Source organism: Granulicatella seriolae (assembly GCF_024543085.1).
Classification (GTDB): domain Bacteria; phylum Bacillota; class Bacilli; order Lactobacillales; family Aerococcaceae; genus Granulicatella; species Granulicatella seriolae.
Genome location: NZ_JANHNZ010000007.1, coordinates 55,718 through 72,549, shown reverse-complemented (window position 1 = coordinate 72,549; position 16,832 = coordinate 55,718). Strand labels below are relative to the sequence as shown.

Below are 16,832 nucleotides of genomic sequence, written 5' to 3'. Positions count from 1 at the left end.
CTACTCATTATCCTATACTTTACCATATCTCAGGCTTTAAATTCAAAAAAGTAGAAACACTTAAGAAAACCATTAAAATTTACTTTTTAGGTGCATTCACATTTTTAACGTGATAAACTATTCATGTAAGCTTTTCCACAGATTTTGTTTGAAAAGGAGGCTATGTTTTTATGCGAACAAGTCATTCGCAAAAAATCATGAACGACCTGCACCTAGAACCCATTTTTTCTCGACTTTCAGAGGATGAATTTTTGCGAATTAAACGACATCTTTATCTTAGAGAGTATAAAAAAGGGCAGGTTTTATTTTATGAAGGGGATCATCGAGACAGGGTTTATTACCTCTACTCGGGCCTTATTCGTCTCGAAAAAAATGACCCATCAGCAAACTTTTCTTATATTGATTATGTTAAACACAACACATTTTTCCCATATGGGGGACTCTTCACGGACGATGATTATAGTTACACGGCCTATGCTGCCACTGATATTGAAATTTTTTATATTTCCTCAAAAATTTTTGAAGAAGTTGTTCTTGGTAATAAACAGCAACTACTTTATATTTACAAGAATCTGTCACGTGTATTATCCTACCATGAAATCCGCATCCGCAACACAACTACTCCAAGTGCTACCGAACGCATTGTACAGGCACTAGCCATTTGGATGGAAGATTTAGGTGAAGAAAATGAAGATGGCACCATTACAATCCCCTATCCTTTAACCATTATTGAATTAGCAAAAATGAGTGGAACAACACGCGAAACCACTGGTACCGTAGTAAAAAGTCTGAAAGAAGATAAGCTCATTAACTACGAGAAGAAGCTCTTTACTTATCTGGATGTGGAACATTTCCATGAGTATTTAACTTAACTGGCTATAGTTCTTTATAAAAATCTGACAAGAAGGGATGGGCAAAAAGTCTTTCCCTTCTTTTTTGTATACGAGTCTGCAAGCTATCTGTCAGAAAACCAAATGGTGGTAGACTAGATAAAAAGTACATATCACAAAAAAAAATAAAAGAGTTTCCGAGAAATCTATCCGAAATAACGGTGTAAAGCATAGCTGGCGCACAGTGGATGTTTCGGATTTAGCCGATTACAGCCACGTAGACAGCTAAGCCGAAAGACCAAGGCTTTCGGCGGTGCCACCGTTTCGATTTCGGATAGATTTCTCGGAAACTCTTTTATGATTTAGAAATAGATACAATTCGTTGCTGACGTTTTAACCAGCCTCAAAAACAAACAAAAACTGCAAGAATCACATTCGATTCCTGCAGTTTTTCTTAGCTGCGGTCTAAAGCACAGCCATAGTTAATTAGTCAATCATCTTAAATTTTTCAATAAATAATGGGCTAACAGAACGATTTTCATGAATTCTGCGAATCGCTTCTGCCATCAGTTGGGACACACTAACTTGCGTAACCTTACCGCCAGTTTTTTCTTCTGGGACTTCAATGGAGTCAGTTACAATCAATTCTTTAATCACAGAGTTGTTGATACGATCAATGGCTGGTCCTGATAAGACTGGGTGAGTACAGCAAGCATAAACCTCAATAGCGCCTGCGTCTTGCAAGGCTTGAGCAGCCAGTGTAATCGTTCCGGCAGTATCAATCATGTCATCAATCAAGATACATTTCTTACCTCTCACGTCACCAATGATATTCATTACCTCAGCAACATTTGCCTTTGGACGGCGTTTGTCGATGATAGCAATCGGTGCATGTAGAAATTCTGCCAATTTACGAGCACGTGTCACACCACCATGGTCAGGGGAAACGACAACAATATCTTTATCCGCCAAACCACGTTCTAAGAAGTAGTTAGCAAGTAAAGGTGCGCCCATCAAATGGTCAACAGGGATATCGAAGAATCCTTGAATCTGAGCAGCATGCAAATCAAGTGTTAGCACACGGTCAGCGCCTGCTTGTGTAATCATGTTTGCTACTAATTTTGCTGTGATTGGTTCACGAGATTGTGCCTTACGGTCTTGGCGAGCGTATCCATAGTAAGGAATGACCACGTTGATTGTTTTGGCACTAGCTCTTCTTAGTGCATCAATCATAATCAATAATTCCATTAAGCTATCATTAACTGGGTTTGATGTTGATTGGATGATGTAAACATGGTCACCACGAATGCTTTCATCAATATTAATCTTAATTTCTCCATCACTAAAATGTGTAACTGATACCTTCCCTAGTTCTAGCCCAACATCGCTTGCGATCTTCTCTGCCAATGGTCGATTGGAATTTAATGCGAACAACTTTAACTTAGGATCAGAATAATGTCCCACCTTGATAACCTCCGATTACTCATTATTTTTGTCTATACCTATATAATACCTGTTTATAACACATTTTTGAATAGTAAAGCGTGTTTTTGTTCATTTAAATTACTTTTGGTTGCCCGGAAGTTTATCCACGTAGTTTTCTTTATTTTCTTGACGGCTACGAGCAATAGCCAGAGCAGAACTTGGCACGTCTCTTGTAATCGTTGACCCTGCTGCAATATAAGCATTATCGCCAACTGTTACAGGTGAGACAATATTGGCATTGCAACCGATAAAGACACGGTCTCCAATAGTCGAACGATGTTTATTCTTGCCATCATAATTAACAAAAACTGTACCACACCCAACATTGATATCTTCTCCAAGGTCAGCGTCACCAATATAAGTCAGATGTCCCACCTTGGTATCCTTACCCAAAACAGCATTCTTAACTTCCACAAAGTTTCCGATATGAACATTTTCACCAATCGTTGCTTTAGGGCGCAAGTGGGCAAATGGGCCAATGTTGCTGCCCTTTTTCATGATGGATTCTTCGATAGAGGAAGACTTAACAACAATACCATCTTCTAAAATAGAATCTCTGATAACAGAGTGAGCTCCAATAATACAGTTAGAGCCGATTTTGGTAGTTCCTTTCAGCATAACACCAGGTTCAATCACTGTATCGTTAGCAATTTCCACTGTTGAATCAATGTAGGTGGTTGCTGGATCAATTAGGCTAACTCCGTTACGCATATGCTCTTCATTAATTCTTTGGCGCATCAAGGCTTCTGCTTTTGATAAGGCTAGTCGATCATTAACCCCCATACCTTCGTCAAAATCTGACATTTGGTAGGCACCTATAATATGTCCTTGATTTTTTAGAATTTCCAAAACGTCTGGTAGGTAGTATTCACCTTGTGCGTTGGAATTTTTTACTTGATGTAGAGCTTGGAATAAGAGCTTGTTGTCAAAGCAGTACGTTCCCGTATTGATTTCTTGAACCTTTGCTTCCTCAGGACTAGCATCTTTTTGTTCAACATTTTTTTCTACAGCCCCTTGGCTATTACGGATAACTCGTCCATAACCAGTTGGGTCTTGAGCAAATGCGGTTAAAATAGTTGCTTTAGCACCAGTTTCTTCATGAGCTTTAATCAAATTGTTTAAGGTTTCTGCTCTTAGTAATGGAGTATCCCCACAGATAACAATGGTTTGACCATCTTTTTGACCAAGAAGGGCTTCGGCTTGTAGAACTGCATGACCTGTTCCCAATTGTTGGTCTTGCAATGCATAATCCGTGCGATCACCTAGATATTCTTTAACTGTTTCAGCCCCATGCCCAACAATAGTCACCAATTGATCAGCACCAGTTTTTGTTACTTGCTCCACCACGTGCTCTACCATTGGCTTGCCACAAACAGGGTGCAAAACCTTATAGAGTGAGGACTTCATTCTAGTCCCCTTACCAGCAGCTAAAATAATCCCAAAACGATTTGTCATGTCAAAACTCCTTCAATAATTCATTTAATTTTTTCTTTTTATTATCCTTTCAATAGTAGCTCAAATCACTTGATTTTTCAACATTTTCGATAGAGACTCTGTGTGTTATACTAGTGCTACACAAAGATTGGTAAGGAGTTTAGATTATGAAAAAAACCTCAGTTGCAATTATTGGTGCCGGAATTGTCGGAGCTACAAGCGCCTATTACCTAGCAAAATCAGGATATAAGGTCACTATTTTTGACAAAGAAATCGGCCAAGCTACTTCGGCTGCTGCTGGCATCATTAGTCCTTGGTTGTCCCAACGACGCAACCAAATCTGGTATCGCCTAGCATCAGATGGCGCTGCATTTTATCCAAGCTTAATGCAAGACTTAAAAGAGGACGGAATAACAGACCTCCCTTATCAGCAAGTTGGTGCCTTAGTCTTTAAGAAAACACCTCAACAAGCTGAAAAATTACTAAGTATCGCTAAAAAAAGACGCCAAGAGGCACCCATGATAGGAGAGTTGGAATTGCTGTCTCCTCAAGGCATCCAAGAAAAAATTCCAAGTTGGATTGGTCAGGAACCAGCTGTTTTCGCAAGTGGCGGTGGACGAGTTGATGGCGCTCTGTTAAGAAAATATTTATTGGAAATAGCTATCCGCAACGGTGCTATTTTCTACCAAGAGCAAGTGACCTTACGTAGAGAAGAGGGCACTATATCAGTAGTGACCAAGCAAGGGCAGAACACATTTGACCACGTCATCCTCTCTTGCGGCGCTTGGCTTAATGATTTATTAAACCCAATTGGCTTAAAGGCTGATGTCAGGCCACAAAAAGGGCAGCTAATCGAACTCCAACTTCCCAATAACCTTGATACCAGCTCCTGGCCAGTTTTTATGCTAGATGGTGAGATAGATATCCTACCTTTTGCAAATGGTCGAATCGTGATTGGAGCCACTCATGAAAATGATGGTGGTTTTGATCTGACACCAGATCACTCCTTACAAGAAAAGATGCTCCATCAGGCTAGCCAACAACTTTCTATTTTAAAACACTTACCTATCCAACAATGCCGTATTGGAACCAGAGCCTATACATCAGACTTTCAGCCATTTTTCGGAACATTAAGCCAATTCCCACAAATCAGTCTTGCTAGTGGTCTTGGTTCATCCGGTCTAACATCAGGTGCTTTAATTGGTAAACTCCTCAGCGATACGATAAGAGGTATCTCAACAGATTTTCCTAGCGACCACTATAGCCCAGAAAACTATATTGATACGATGTGTTAAAAACAAAAGGTCTACTAACCATTTGAACAATGACTAGTAGACCCTTTAATTTTATTTTTTAGCTAATAAATCGCGAATTTCTTTCAAGTAATCTTCTGCAGTAGGAGCTGCTTCTTCGACAACTTCTTCTTTAGGTTTTTTGAAACTTGTTGCCGCATTCACGCCCTTAACAACTAAGAATAGAACAAAACCAACAATGATAAAGTTAATAATAGCACCAACAAATGCACCAACACCTAGTTCTGCTGATCCAATCGTTACAGTAACTTTTGAAATAGCCTCTGCACTAAATAAAGCTGCAATAATTGGTTCAATAATATCTTGAACTAATGACGTAACAATGGCTGAAAAAGCTGCCCCAATTACTACTGCAACGGCTAAGTCAATCACGTTCCCACGTAATAAAAATTCTTTAAACTCTTTAATCATACATATCCCTCTTTCTTATAAAAAATTTAATCTTTTACAGAAGTAGTTTACCCCATCCCTTCTTAAATAACAAGTAATATACCCTAAAAGTGACTAAAAATCGTCTAAATTATTACAAGTCTTGGTTTGTGTAAAAGTCCAAAATAAATTCAATATCTAAATCACGAAAGAGTCTCCACTTAAGAGCCGGGAATAACGGTGTCAAGCATAGCTGACGCACAGTGGATGTTTCGGCTTCAGCCGATTACAGCCACGTAGACAGCTAAGCCAGTGAGACCTTGGCTCACGGCGGTGCCACCGTTTTTATTCCCGACTCTTAAGTGGAGACTCTGTAGTGTAAATAATGCAACGGTCTTTTCCCAAACCAATTTCTGCTTAGCATTATATTCTGGTCAATCCTAACAATAAAGAAAAGAACAAACCAACCAGAGTACTACGCCAATTCATCCATAAGAGAGCACAATACTCTCGAATCATGGCGAAGGGAATATAGTAAAGAGCGGTCCTAGACCCTAGCCCTTCCGCATCCAAACTAGCCTTTCTAGAAAAAATACTCGAGCGTAACACATGAAATTCATTGGTCACAAAAGCAACACTATAGATTGTTTTTTCTTGATTCATCAACTGCTTAGAGAACTGAAAATTTTCTTGCGTATTGGCAGACTGGTCTTCCATCAAAATCAGATTGGCTGGAATTCCTTTTTCATTCACCAAGTAATTTCTCATAGCCAACGCTTCTGGGATAGGCTCATCAATCCCTTGCCCACCACTGGTAATAATTTTGGCTGCCTTCCCATTTCGAACCAATTGTTTCCAGTAAAATTTAGCAGCTTTATCCAATCGTTGTGCCAGTAAGGGGGTTACTTTGCCATCCGGAAACAGTCCTGCTCCCAAAACCAAAATAAAATCTTTATTATACCGAACTGGTACAATCCGATATAAGGCGCTTGCCAAGATGAAACCAATAAAGGTTAATCCAAAAAAACCAATACCATAACTGATGACGGTCAAGGCTTTTCCTAAATGGACTGACTTTAACCAATAATCGTTTAAATAGACCATGATCACGAAAGAGACCATACCTACACCACAAATCACTAGTAAAAAATAAAGGAATTTAAAATGCTCCCTACGAATCAAGAGGAAGCCGTTCCATATAAAGCCTAAACCAAGCGCTGCAAAAGCAAGTGGCAGAGCTATTCTAACCCAAAGCAAGGCATCTTTTAAGAGCAAAAGCCAAGGTTGGGTTGCATCAGATACGGGAAATCTCAAAATAAATAAGGCCAACGCTACTAAGCCTGCCATAATAAAATGCATGTAGATAATATTGCGTCGGTCCATAACGAACATGGTTAGGCCAATCGTGAAGAATACGACAACTAGGTATGATATCCACATGATTATGCCTCTCCATTTTCTGCTTGCTCTTCTTGATGAACGAGTCGGTAAACGTCTTGCTTTCGCATCTGTCTTATTTTAGCAACTTTTTTAATGGCATCCTTTTGAGATAAGTCCTGATTAGTTTGAAGATAAGCTACAAAGTCAATCACAGACATTTCTGAAGTTTCAGCAGGGTCTTCCTCTTCGTCTAAGCGGTTGATTCGCATTTCATTCTTAGATTTAGATCCGATAAGAATGCAACATTCTCCTTTTAACGTCTCCTCTTCTAGCAAATCCATCAATTCTTTCGCAGAGCCACGAATAAATTCTTCATGTTTTTTTGTGAGTTCCCTAGACAAGACCACCATTTGATGCTCGCCATAAACCTGGGCAATCTGACTAAAACACTCTTTCAAGCGATAAGGCGATTCATACAAAATAACTGTTTCTGACCGTGATTTTAAAGCCTCCAGTTGTTCAATACGGTCTTTCTTGCGACGAGGTAAAAATCCAAAAAAATAAAAAGGCTGTGGAACTAAACCAGAGGCAATCAAAGCCGAAATGGCAGCATTGGCGCCAGGAAGTGGGATAACAGGAATGCCCGCTTCAATACAAGCTTGTACCAATTCAAAGCCTGGGTCACTAATCGAAGGTGTGCCAGCATCACTCACTTGAGCCATCGACTTCCCTGCTAGCAAATCTACTACAAGTCCCGGTATACGCTGGCGACTATTGTGTTCATGAAAACTCAGTTGCGGTGTATCAATATCAAAATGATTAAGCAATTTTTTGGTATGTCTCGTGTCTTCAGCCAATATCAGAGAAACTTCCTGTAGAACTCTAATGGCCCTAAAAGTAATATCTTCTAGATTTCCAATCGGTGTTGGCACTAAATAGAGTTTACCAATCTCTTGGTGTTCAAAGCTTTTTTGTCTTTCCACTTTATCTAGCCCTCCTTTTCTACTCCATTAGTTTTCAAAGTCATTTTCTGATTCGGCAGCCACTCAATAAGCCCTTTTTGCTGATTTGTCAAAGTCGTCACACCCTTAGACTGCAAAAAGAAAATTTTATCCTGCCTTGTTTGCTTTTTTAATCTGGCCTCTAATTGTAGTCCTTCACTTCTGGTAGCCATTTCTTTGGCATAAAGCAAGGTCACTGGTCTGTGCGCCTTAGTGTACTTAGCGCCCTTACCTGAGTTGTGTTCCTCCAACCTTCTTTGCAAATTACGGGTGTAGCCTGTATAAATGCTCCCGTTGTTACAAAGCAACATATAGGTGTAGTGAGAATCATGATTTGGTGCCATAATAGATTTCCCTCACTTCCTGCGTATACACTTGTTCTGACTCAAAAACAATTAATGGTGGCAAAATTTTTGCCCCACCTGGACTACCATCCTTCATTAACTCTATTAGAACAATATTAGCTTCCTTGTGTGCACGAGGATGAACAAACCGAATTCGCTTTGGTTCTAGGCGATACATTCTTGCCAAATCAATAATATCCGACAAGCGGTCTGGCCGATGAACAAGGTAAGCCTTTCCTCGCATCTTAAGCACCTGCGAAATGGCGGACAGTAATTCCTCTAGCGGAAGAAAGATTTCGTGCCTAGCAAGTGTATGAGCTAGTTTCTTATGTACTTGATTGCTCTCCAAAGCTTTAAAATAAGGTGGGTTACAGGTAATAAAATCTACCGAATCTTTTTCGATAAGGGAAGACAATTGACGTACGTCGCCTTGCAAAATATGGACTTGCTCTTGTAACTGATTCAACTCAATCGAACGCTTTGCCATATCGACTAGCTCTTCTTGAATCTCAATTCCTAGAATAGGATTTTTTGTTTTGGCGCTAAGCATAAGGCTGACCGCTCCATTCCCAGCACAGAGGTCAACAATTTTAGCTGGTCGAGTATGGGCAATGGCAGCAAAATCTGCCAACAAAACTGCATCCATGGAAAAAGAAAACACTTGTGGACTTTGAATAATCCCCAGCCCTTCTCTTTCTAATCGGTCCAAACGCTCGCCATCTTTCAACATATCTTCAACCTACCTTACTATTTTTCAATAAATGGAATTGGAGAAAAAAATTTTGCTCAATATATTTGAGTCTTCAGCCCCTCTGTCGGAAATCAAAACGGTGGCACCGCTCTGAAGCTTGATCTCAGAGCTCAACCAGCTACATATCTGTAATTCGGCTAAAAGCCGAAACAGCTACTATACGCTGGAGTGCTTTACCATGATTTCCGACAGAGGAACTGAAGACTCTTTTACGGCTTAAGTGAATAAACTAAAGATTTCTTACTTATTTCCGTTTGCAAGCAGAAATGTTAGTCTAACTTTTTTAGCAAGCCCCGAACTTATTTATGCCCATAAAGCTTATCTGTGCAGAAAATGCACTCTTCATCATTGTTGCGCCGCTTACCATAATCGGCATTGCAGACGTGGAATCCTTGAAAATAAATATTTTCCAAATTCAAAAATGATTGGCTTAGCTTTTTTTCCTGAGCTTCACTTGGTAAAACTTCTGCTTGTGGTTCTACCATAGAATCTAATTTATCTTTTAAGTGTTTGTTTTCCATAACCAAATTGTGGTTGGTTTGGATCAGGTCTTGCATTTCTTTTTCTATACTGTTTAATGCTTCCATCTGTTTGAGCATATTTGACTGTAGTTGCTGAAATCGATCATACAATTGTCGATTAGGCATGTCTATTCCCCACTTTATCTTCTTTTACTATTTATTTTTACTATACAACTAAACTAATTGAGGCTCTTCTCCTCCATAATATAGTTCGACAGACCGATCTTCATTCGTTAACCGAACAGTGACTATCATCTGTAAAAGATTTAGGCCAACAACCTTGCCACTGCCATCAGGTGTATCAATAAACTGCCCGTAATCAGGCATTTTCTTACGAGCTGATTCATAAACTTCATTCTCATAACTCAAACAACACATCAAACGACCACACAAACCCGAAATCTTGGTCGGATTCAAGGATAGGTTTTGGTCCTTTGCCATCTTGATGGAAACGGGCGTGAAGTCTCCTAAAAAACTAGAGCAGCACAAAGGTCTGCCGCACGGTCCGATACCACCAATAATCTTAGCTTCATCCCTCACCCCTATTTGGCGCAATTCAATACGAGTGTGATAACGACCTGCTAAATCTCTAACCAGTTGCCTAAAATCAATACGCTTCTCAGCACTAAATTGAATTAATAAACGGTCTCGATCAAAGGTATAGGCTGCTTTTAGAATTTTCATGTCTAGGTTTTGTTCAAGAACAATTTGTTTGGTAACTGAAAAAATCTCCACTTCCTCTTCTGCATTTCTACTGACCTGTTTAAGGTCTTTTTCAGTTAATAGGCGTTTAAAGGCCACAGAGGATTCCAAAAAATCATCTTCCTGTAAATCATCTTTAAAACAAACAACACTCCCCACTTCAATCAACCCATTACGCTCAATCAAGACATCATCACCCACATTAAGTTCAAAAGATGGTGAATGATAGTAGTAAATTGGGCCTAAATATTCAAATCGGATCCCTATTCCTTTTTTCATAACAAACACTCCCTTCACAAAAGCACGAATACATGAGATGAAATTGGCGCTTGCCTTAGTGATTAATCTATGTCAAAACTCCACTTATGGTTAAGAGCTCTAGAGTCGCTTGGATACCCACGTTAGCTTGGATCCGTTGCATAGCTTGGCTAATTTCTTTGGTAAAATCTATGAATACTTGCACAGGATATTTCTTCAATAATTTTTGATAATAGCTTTCTTTATCCCCCTCAACCAACTGATCCACTTTTCCAAATGAAACTAGGAGAGTATCTCGACAATAGAATTGTAGCATTTCCAAAAATAATTGTGCATCCTCTTTAGAGTTAATAATCGGCACTAACCGTGTTTGAACTTCGACAAATGCTTGTTGGCGATTGGTCATCCACAAATCAAACCACATCCAAGAAGCCGTTTGAATATCTAAAAAATGCTCATCACGTGCCCATTCTACCGCTTGGCTTAGACTATTAGTGACATAGGAAAGAAAGTTAGCCTTTTTAAAAGGAATTTCTTCCTTTTCCAATTCCTTAATAAAAACAGTTTTAGGAACTCCATGAAATCGAACAATCTGACAACGAGATTGGATGGTTGCAAGAATCATCCGTAAGTTCTCAGTCAACAAGAAAAGATAAACATTTTCTTCCGGCTCTTCCAAAAATTTCAAGAGGCTGTTGCTAGCCCCAACTGTCATCTTATCCGCATCGTGAATAATACATACTCGGTAGTTACTCTCCATACCGGACCGCGAAAGTGTTTGGCGGAGTTCCCTAATTTGGTCCACCTTGATAAACTGTCCATCCGGCCTCACTTCTACCAAATCCACAAAGTTTCCGGCATCAATCCGTCTACAAGTATCACAAACCTGACAAGGCAGTCCATCTTCTTTAGGATTTTGACAAAATAAACTCTTAGCAATAAATATGGCCGTTTCAGCCTTACCCGACCCTCTCATTCCTTCAAATAAGTAGGCATGAACCAGCCGCCCCTGTTGGATGGTATGGATAAATGATTTTTCGATATCTTTCATACTCACCTACTAAAACCGGTGAGCTTCATCGATAGGTAAAACAAAGACAGTTGCCCCACCTACTGTCACAGGAATTGGGAAAGAAATAGACGTATCAATAGCAGAGTCCAAATGAATTGGAGGTGCACTGAATTGTTCCCGCGCTTGACAATTATCTTTAATTAAGTCAAGCACTTCTTGTACCCGTTCATCTTCAATCCCTATTAAAAAAGTAGTATTTCCAGCACGTAAAAAGCCTCCCGTTGTTGACAAGCGAGTTGCTCGGATATCCGCTTCTGAGAACTCATTCCCTAAAATATGACTATCTTTATCTTGAACAATAGCAATAATTAATTTCATTTTTCTTCACTCCTCTTTGATAACGGCATAGCTAGCCTATTGCATTAAAAACTTTGTAATTTCATGCTTGATTTCTTGATAAACCTCTTCAACAACCTTGTCCAAGTCCTGTCTAGTATCAATCATAATAAAGCGCTCAGGGTCCTCTTGTATGAGGTCTAGATAACCCTGCCTTACCATTTTATGGAAAGAAAGTTCCTCTTGATCGAGTCGGTCAAACTGACGGTTCCCTCTAGCTTTATGAATTCGTTCAATCCCAACCTCAGCAGGCACATCTAGGTAGATGGTCTTTTTAGGCAAAAGCCCCTCTGTAGCGAATAAGTTTAATTGACGAACCTCTTCTTTCCCTAGACCACGGGCTACCCCTTGATACACAATAGAGCTATCGACAAAACGGTCGCAAATAACAATGTTACCTACTTCCAAATTAGGAAGAATACGGTCTACCAAATGTTGACGTCTTGCCGCCGCATAGAGGATGGCTTCCGTACGGTTGTCCATCTCTGTATGCTCAACATCTAGTATGATGCTACGAATCCTTTCAGCAATACGGCTACCACCCGGTTCTCGTGTAGAAATAATAGGTACTTCAAAAGCTTCTTGCAACCTTGGCAACAAAGCTTGAATAACGGATGTTTTTCCCGCTCCATCAGGTCCTTCAACTGTAATAAATAGTCCTTTCACATAACCCCTCATTTCACCTTATTAACTTTATTATACGCTAATCACATCAAAAAAGCACCCACATATCAAGTGGGTGCTTCTTCTATTCATTTTGAGTGCATCCGTACTAGTTACTGTGCAAGTAAATATATTTTCCCTAGCTCTTTCATCTACATTCCATATACAATACATGTTCTTTTGAAGCTTAGCTCTAAACTATATCATTAAGAGGAGCAACTGCCTTAAAGAGCTAATCCCCTCTACAATAGGGTGTCCGGTAACCAGATAGCTTCCTAACATAACTAGAGCAATAACACCTAAGAAGCTCAGCAATCTATTGGGGATGACCACCTGAATGAGGTGATTTAGGCTAACTAGGATCACTTGAGCTAGCAAGATAATTCCAACCATATAAGCAATATAGTGAGTGTTAGGCATAAACCAAACTGATAGTGGGCCTACCAAAAGTTAAAGAAATGTACAATTAGAAAAAAATTAAGAGAAAGGGGTGCTAGTCTTAAGCTTAAGCACCCTTTCTCCTAAGGGGGGAATAACTTCATGGTTACTTATTTGCGAATGTGATTGAGAACGTTTTTCACTGTCTTTACCGGCTCTAGTTGACCACCTTGGACGAATCCCTCTTCTCTACCTGTCAACTCATCAATCAAATATCCGCGTAACCTTTCTAAAACAGCTGAATAAACAGCAAGTTCGCTCACATCAATCTCTTCATTAGGGTCTTGCTCCAATTGGAAGAGTTGTTCTTTATTCTTCATAGAGTACCAGATATACTTCCATTCCTTGGTGATGATGAATTGACTAGAATCCTTCCCCAAAGTATGTTCACCATGTAGATAATATTCTTTTTGATGACTTACTTTATTATCCTTAAAGAGACTCGGTTTAAGGCTCACACCATCAATTCCCTTGACAGTATAGCCAGTTGCCAAGTCAATCAATGTTGGATAAATATCTCGAAGCTCACACAAAACGTCTACTTGATTCATCGTATCTTGCAAGCTAGGGTCATAAATAATGAAAGGTACATGAACACTACCCTGATAAGGATAACCCTTGCGGTATAAATGATGCTCACCTAATTGGTCACCGTGGTCAGAAACGAAGGCAATTAGCGTATTATCAGCTAGGCCATGTTCCCATAAAGCCATACGCAGTCGACCGATTTGATGGTCAATATGGGTGATTAAACCGTAGTAAGCAGCAATCATTCGTTTTTGATCTTTAGAATTTAATCGACCTTTTTTAAAATTTATAGAAAATTTTTCGTCTATGCCAATCTCATTCGCCCATTTGCCAATAACTGGCTCCTCTAAGTCATTCATTTTGTCTTCATACATTCTCAAATAATAGTTTGGCGGGTCCAAAGGCGAATGTGGTCTGACAAAAGATACCTTTAAGAAAAGTGGGTTCATTGGATCTCTTCGTTTTATCGTTTCGATAGCTTGGGATACGGTCCAATTGGTAGGATGATATTTTTCTTCATACGGCCAAGTTCTTGCGACCCATGAGTTACAATCTAATCCACTATCAATTAAATCAACATCCGATCCTAACTTCTCCTTCAGCCAAGATAGATAGTCATCAGTAGCTGAACTGGAAAGATTACTTGCTTCTGAAAGCAGGCGACTTTCATGTAGATAGCCATCGTGCAGAGTCACGTGTTGGAATCCTAGACGATTTCTAGGTGGATAGACATGCATTTTCCCAACACATTCCGTCTGATAGCCTAGATCTGTAAATGATTTTGGCATGGTTTGTTGGTAATTCCAAGGCACTCCTTCTTCATAGCCAACACGACCATGTCGGCTAGCTTTTAAACCTGTTAAGAGACTAGCTCTTGCTGGAATACAAGTCGGCGTAGCTGAATACATGTTGGTAAAATTAATGCCGTTGCTAGCAAGGTCATCTAAGTTAGGTGTATCAATCATCGGATTGCCATTTATTCCCAAAGCATCAAAACGCATTTGATCCACAACGATTAAGACAACATTTTTCTGCATGTCTGCACCTTCCTCTTATTTTACGCGGTAAGGTCTGTTATAGTCCCAAAGTAAAAGCAATAGTCCTGCTAAACCAGCTAATTCAATTGCTAAGCCTTGTTTGCCAATATTAGAATGTCCAATAATGACTAAGTATAAACATACAAAAAATAAAGCTAGCCTAATCCATGCTCGAACTTTACTTGTCATATGATTTCCTCCCATCTAATTTCACTTGCTGCCAGAGTGACGTCTCGACCTTCTCCTTGTCCATCATAAATTTTTGCCGTTTGTTCTGTATTGCTATTATTAACGATAGCAAACTTTCCTTTTTCAGGGTAAGCATGGACCTCTACAAAAATATTATCAGAATTCCAAATAGTGTAAGACTCCTCTTTACCGGCTGCATAGTAGAGAGCACGAATGAACAATCTAGCATTAACTTCGCTATAAGGTAGGCCTGCCAAGTAAACACCCCGCCCCTTGCCATATTGGTTGGCAGCCAAGTGAACTTCCCCATCAGAATATTCAACTATCTCTGTCGCTTCACTTAAGGCATAGACATTCTTCATACTTTCGCCAAAATCAATACATTCACTTATATCAAGTCCATCCGTTATAAAATGACTATCTACCTGCTGTGTAAAGTATTTATCCGTTGACAAACTAAAGCCACGTTCCTTTTCAACGCCAAGAATATCTGCCAATTGGAAATAGCGACCTTGGAATTGATGAGCTGTTGGCTCACCTATACCAACAAAACCACCACCATGGTCAACCCATTCTCTAATAGTCGTTACAAGTTTTGGATTGGTCCAAATATCGCCCCCAGAAAAGGCTGTCTCAGCATCACCAGCATTAATAATCACATCAATATCATCAGCAATTCCATTGGCCAAAATATCTTCAAAACTAATGAATCTAACATCCATTGCAGCACCACTTAAGGTTTCTAACACACCTAAATAAGAATAAATTTGCTTATACGGCAAGGCATGAGCGACCATGTGTGTCTGCCAAGTACGAATGGCTCCCCAAGAATTCAAGATGGCTACTTTCAAGGCAGTAAATGGTTTTGTTCCTTTAACAATATCGTAAATACCACGATACTCATCAGCTACCAACTCAATATAGTTCACAAATTCAGGGAACTTATAGGCTAAACTAAGATAGCCGCCATAACCGATTCTATCAACAGGGTTTCTCATAATAGCACGACGAGCTGTTAACCAATTGGTGTTGGCTTCAATTACTGGGTCATTTCCTTCGTAGAAAGTGTCTGGGAAGAAATAAGGTAAGAATCTTCCTTCAGTATACTTAACGTGTGGAATATCAGAAATCATGCGTAGGGTAGCTCCACCACCAACAGAACCGACAACTGCATCTAGACCAATTTGCCCAAAATACTTACCATAAGGTTCCGTTCCAATCCAGTTATCGCCTAAGAACATCATCGCTTCACGTCCAGCTTCATGAACGATATCGACTAATTCTTTGGCTTCCTGAGCCACAAAACGTTGCACAAAGTCCATATAATCCTGATAAGCCTTACTTGGAACTCTAAAGGTTGTGTTGTAGTAACCTTGATCCACAATATCTTCTGGTCGTAAAGCATAACCATATTCCGCTTGAAAGGCATCCAAGGCTGCAACCGATACACTAGCCCCATAACCAAACCAATCAACAAATTTTTCTTTGCCTAGATTGTTGAAAACTAGTGTGAAATGGTAGAAAAAGGTTGTAAAACGAATAACATCTGTATCCGGATTATCTTTGAGCCACTGCTTCAAATATTTTTTAGCATAGTTATGCGAGGCCGGCTGCCTAAGATCAAAAGGAATATCATGAGGTTTGTCACCCCAATTATTGGTGATATGGTTATACATCTGAGTCGGATCCCAAATAGCGTACACTAAAAAAGATACAGTATACTCATGATAAGGTATAGCTTGATTGACGATAACTGTATTTTCTTCTTGATTTAGTGACCATTGATCAGTCGGAACGATTTTCCCACTAGTACGGTCAATAACCTCCCAGTATTTTTTAGCATCATGTATATAATCCGGTTTTAATTGTTCCTTAAAATAGCCATCCATAAAATCGATAGTGACTTGGGTATCTTTGGCTAGGTTAAAGGTTGACATTAAGTAGAGTTGTTGACACTCCTCCATATGTTCGGTCGCAAAATCATTGTGACCTCTAGCAACAAAATACGTTGTATAAATTTTTGCATCTAATTGTTTTATATCTTCATCTAGTTTTGTACCATCGCTATCTCGAATAGCATCGGCGCCCCATCGTTCTAGTAATTCTTTTGTTTCTTGTAAAAAGTTAGATTCACTAGGTAATGTTAATCTTCCTTTACTGGTGCCCATTCTAATCCTCCTA

General features: G+C 39.5%; 18 protein-coding genes. 2 read left to right on the top strand and 16 right to left on the bottom strand.

Annotated features, from left to right (window positions below; all coding sequences use genetic code 11):
* Positions 1-170: 170 nt before the first annotated feature.
* Entirely contained in the window at positions 171-872 is a 702-nt protein-coding gene (locus NPA36_RS07585; RefSeq protein WP_256945524.1) for a Crp/Fnr family transcriptional regulator, read from the top strand.
* Between the two features lie 444 nt (positions 873-1,316).
* Here NPA36_RS07585 and NPA36_RS07580 read toward each other — a convergent pair whose 3' ends face one another.
* Both NPA36_RS07580 and glmU read right to left on the bottom strand, forming a co-directional pair.
* On the bottom strand, positions 1,317-2,294 hold the full coding sequence (locus NPA36_RS07580; protein ID WP_256945523.1) for a ribose-phosphate diphosphokinase: 978 nt from the start codon (positions 2,292-2,294) through the stop codon (positions 1,317-1,319).
* A gap of 99 nt (positions 2,295-2,393) precedes the next feature.
* Positions 2,394-3,770: a bifunctional UDP-N-acetylglucosamine diphosphorylase/glucosamine-1-phosphate N-acetyltransferase GlmU gene (gene glmU, locus NPA36_RS07575; RefSeq protein WP_256945522.1), complete on the bottom strand. Its 1,377-nt coding sequence runs from the start codon at positions 3,768-3,770 to the stop codon at positions 2,394-2,396.
* A gap of 146 nt (positions 3,771-3,916) precedes the next feature.
* Between glmU and NPA36_RS07570 the strand changes: the two genes are divergently transcribed.
* Positions 3,917-5,044 carry an NAD(P)/FAD-dependent oxidoreductase gene (locus NPA36_RS07570; RefSeq protein ID WP_256945521.1) on the top strand — a complete coding sequence of 376 codons (1,128 nt, stop codon included), beginning with the start codon at positions 3,917-3,919 and terminating at the stop codon, positions 5,042-5,044.
* A 51-nt stretch (positions 5,045-5,095) separates the two neighbouring features.
* On the opposite strand, the gene mscL is transcribed toward NPA36_RS07570, so the two are convergent.
* The 14 genes from mscL to gnpA form a co-directional block, all read right to left on the bottom strand.
* On the bottom strand, positions 5,096-5,473 hold the full coding sequence (mscL, locus tag NPA36_RS07565) for a large conductance mechanosensitive channel protein MscL (protein ID WP_256945520.1): 378 nt from the start codon (positions 5,471-5,473) through the stop codon (positions 5,096-5,098).
* Positions 5,474-5,854: 381 nt separating this feature from the next.
* Entirely contained in the window at positions 5,855-6,871 is a 1,017-nt protein-coding gene (locus NPA36_RS07560) for a YdcF family protein (protein ID WP_256945519.1), read from the bottom strand.
* A 2-nt stretch (positions 6,872-6,873) separates the two neighbouring features.
* The gene (rsmI, locus tag NPA36_RS07555) at positions 6,874-7,794 is read right to left on the bottom strand and encodes a 16S rRNA (cytidine(1402)-2'-O)-methyltransferase (RefSeq protein WP_256945518.1); all 921 of its coding nucleotides are present in this window, start codon (positions 7,792-7,794) and stop codon (positions 6,874-6,876) included.
* A gap of 5 nt (positions 7,795-7,799) precedes the next feature.
* Entirely contained in the window at positions 7,800-8,156 is a 357-nt protein-coding gene (locus NPA36_RS07550) for a GIY-YIG nuclease family protein (RefSeq protein ID WP_256945517.1), read from the bottom strand.
* The gene (locus NPA36_RS07545; RefSeq protein WP_256945516.1) at positions 8,140-8,886 is read right to left on the bottom strand and encodes a tRNA1(Val) (adenine(37)-N6)-methyltransferase; all 747 of its coding nucleotides are present in this window, start codon (positions 8,884-8,886) and stop codon (positions 8,140-8,142) included. Before NPA36_RS07545 ends, NPA36_RS07550 begins: the two co-directional genes overlap by 17 nt.
* Positions 8,887-9,206: 320 nt before the next feature.
* On the bottom strand, positions 9,207-9,554 hold the full coding sequence (locus tag NPA36_RS07540; protein WP_256945515.1) for a DNA replication initiation control protein YabA: 348 nt from the start codon (positions 9,552-9,554) through the stop codon (positions 9,207-9,209).
* A gap of 48 nt (positions 9,555-9,602) precedes the next feature.
* On the bottom strand, positions 9,603-10,409 hold the full coding sequence (locus tag NPA36_RS07535) for a PSP1 domain-containing protein (RefSeq protein WP_256945514.1): 807 nt from the start codon (positions 10,407-10,409) through the stop codon (positions 9,603-9,605).
* Between the two features lie 67 nt (positions 10,410-10,476).
* Entirely contained in the window at positions 10,477-11,439 is a 963-nt protein-coding gene (gene holB, locus NPA36_RS07530) for a DNA polymerase III subunit delta' (RefSeq protein ID WP_256945513.1), read from the bottom strand.
* Positions 11,440-11,448: 9 nt separating this feature from the next.
* Positions 11,449-11,778, bottom strand: coding sequence for a cyclic-di-AMP receptor (locus NPA36_RS07525; protein ID WP_256945512.1), 330 nt, complete (start codon positions 11,776-11,778; stop codon positions 11,449-11,451).
* A gap of 36 nt (positions 11,779-11,814) precedes the next feature.
* Entirely contained in the window at positions 11,815-12,462 is a 648-nt protein-coding gene (gene tmk / locus NPA36_RS07520; protein WP_256945511.1) for a dTMP kinase, read from the bottom strand.
* 195 nt (positions 12,463-12,657) lie between these two features.
* Positions 12,658-12,879, bottom strand: coding sequence for a hypothetical protein (locus NPA36_RS07515; protein WP_256945510.1), 222 nt, complete (start codon positions 12,877-12,879; stop codon positions 12,658-12,660).
* A gap of 128 nt (positions 12,880-13,007) precedes the next feature.
* Entirely contained in the window at positions 13,008-14,462 is a 1,455-nt protein-coding gene (locus NPA36_RS07510) for an arylsulfatase (protein WP_256945509.1), read from the bottom strand.
* A 15-nt stretch (positions 14,463-14,477) separates the two neighbouring features.
* On the bottom strand, positions 14,478-14,651 hold the full coding sequence (locus NPA36_RS07505) for a DUF6903 family protein (RefSeq protein ID WP_256945508.1): 174 nt from the start codon (positions 14,649-14,651) through the stop codon (positions 14,478-14,480).
* Entirely contained in the window at positions 14,648-16,819 is a 2,172-nt protein-coding gene (gnpA, locus tag NPA36_RS07500; protein WP_256945507.1) for a 1,3-beta-galactosyl-N-acetylhexosamine phosphorylase, read from the bottom strand. Before gnpA ends, NPA36_RS07505 begins: the two co-directional genes overlap by 4 nt.
* Between the last annotated feature and the right edge of the window lie 13 nt (positions 16,820-16,832).

Bases quoted from the DNA above. Each gene is read 5' to 3' on its own strand.
- NPA36_RS07585 (WP_256945524.1), top strand. From the start codon at position 171: ATGCGAACAAGTCATTCGCAAAAAATCATGAACGACCTGCACCTAGAA.
- glmU (WP_256945522.1), bottom strand. From the start codon at position 3,770: ATGACAAATCGTTTTGGGATTATTTTAGCTGCTGGTAAGGGGACTAGA.
- NPA36_RS07570 (WP_256945521.1), top strand. From the start codon at position 3,917: ATGAAAAAAACCTCAGTTGCAATTATTGGTGCCGGAATTGTCGGAGCT.
- mscL (WP_256945520.1), bottom strand. From the start codon at position 5,473: ATGATTAAAGAGTTTAAAGAATTTTTATTACGTGGGAACGTGATTGAC.
- NPA36_RS07560 (WP_256945519.1), bottom strand. From the start codon at position 6,871: ATGTGGATATCATACCTAGTTGTCGTATTCTTCACGATTGGCCTAACC.
- NPA36_RS07550 (WP_256945517.1), bottom strand. From the start codon at position 8,156: ATGGCACCAAATCATGATTCTCACTACACCTATATGTTGCTTTGTAAC.
- NPA36_RS07545 (WP_256945516.1), bottom strand. From the start codon at position 8,886: ATGTTGAAAGATGGCGAGCGTTTGGACCGATTAGAAAGAGAAGGGCTG.
- NPA36_RS07540 (WP_256945515.1), bottom strand. From the start codon at position 9,554: ATGCCTAATCGACAATTGTATGATCGATTTCAGCAACTACAGTCAAAT.
- NPA36_RS07535 (WP_256945514.1), bottom strand. From the start codon at position 10,409: ATGAAAAAAGGAATAGGGATCCGATTTGAATATTTAGGCCCAATTTAC.
- holB (WP_256945513.1), bottom strand. From the start codon at position 11,439: ATGAAAGATATCGAAAAATCATTTATCCATACCATCCAACAGGGGCGG.
- NPA36_RS07525 (WP_256945512.1), bottom strand. From the start codon at position 11,778: ATGAAATTAATTATTGCTATTGTTCAAGATAAAGATAGTCATATTTTA.
- NPA36_RS07515 (WP_256945510.1), bottom strand. From the start codon at position 12,879: ATGCCTAACACTCACTATATTGCTTATATGGTTGGAATTATCTTGCTA.
- NPA36_RS07510 (WP_256945509.1), bottom strand. From the start codon at position 14,462: ATGCAGAAAAATGTTGTCTTAATCGTTGTGGATCAAATGCGTTTTGAT.
- NPA36_RS07505 (WP_256945508.1), bottom strand. From the start codon at position 14,651: ATGACAAGTAAAGTTCGAGCATGGATTAGGCTAGCTTTATTTTTTGTA.
- gnpA (WP_256945507.1), bottom strand. From the start codon at position 16,819: ATGGGCACCAGTAAAGGAAGATTAACATTACCTAGTGAATCTAACTTT.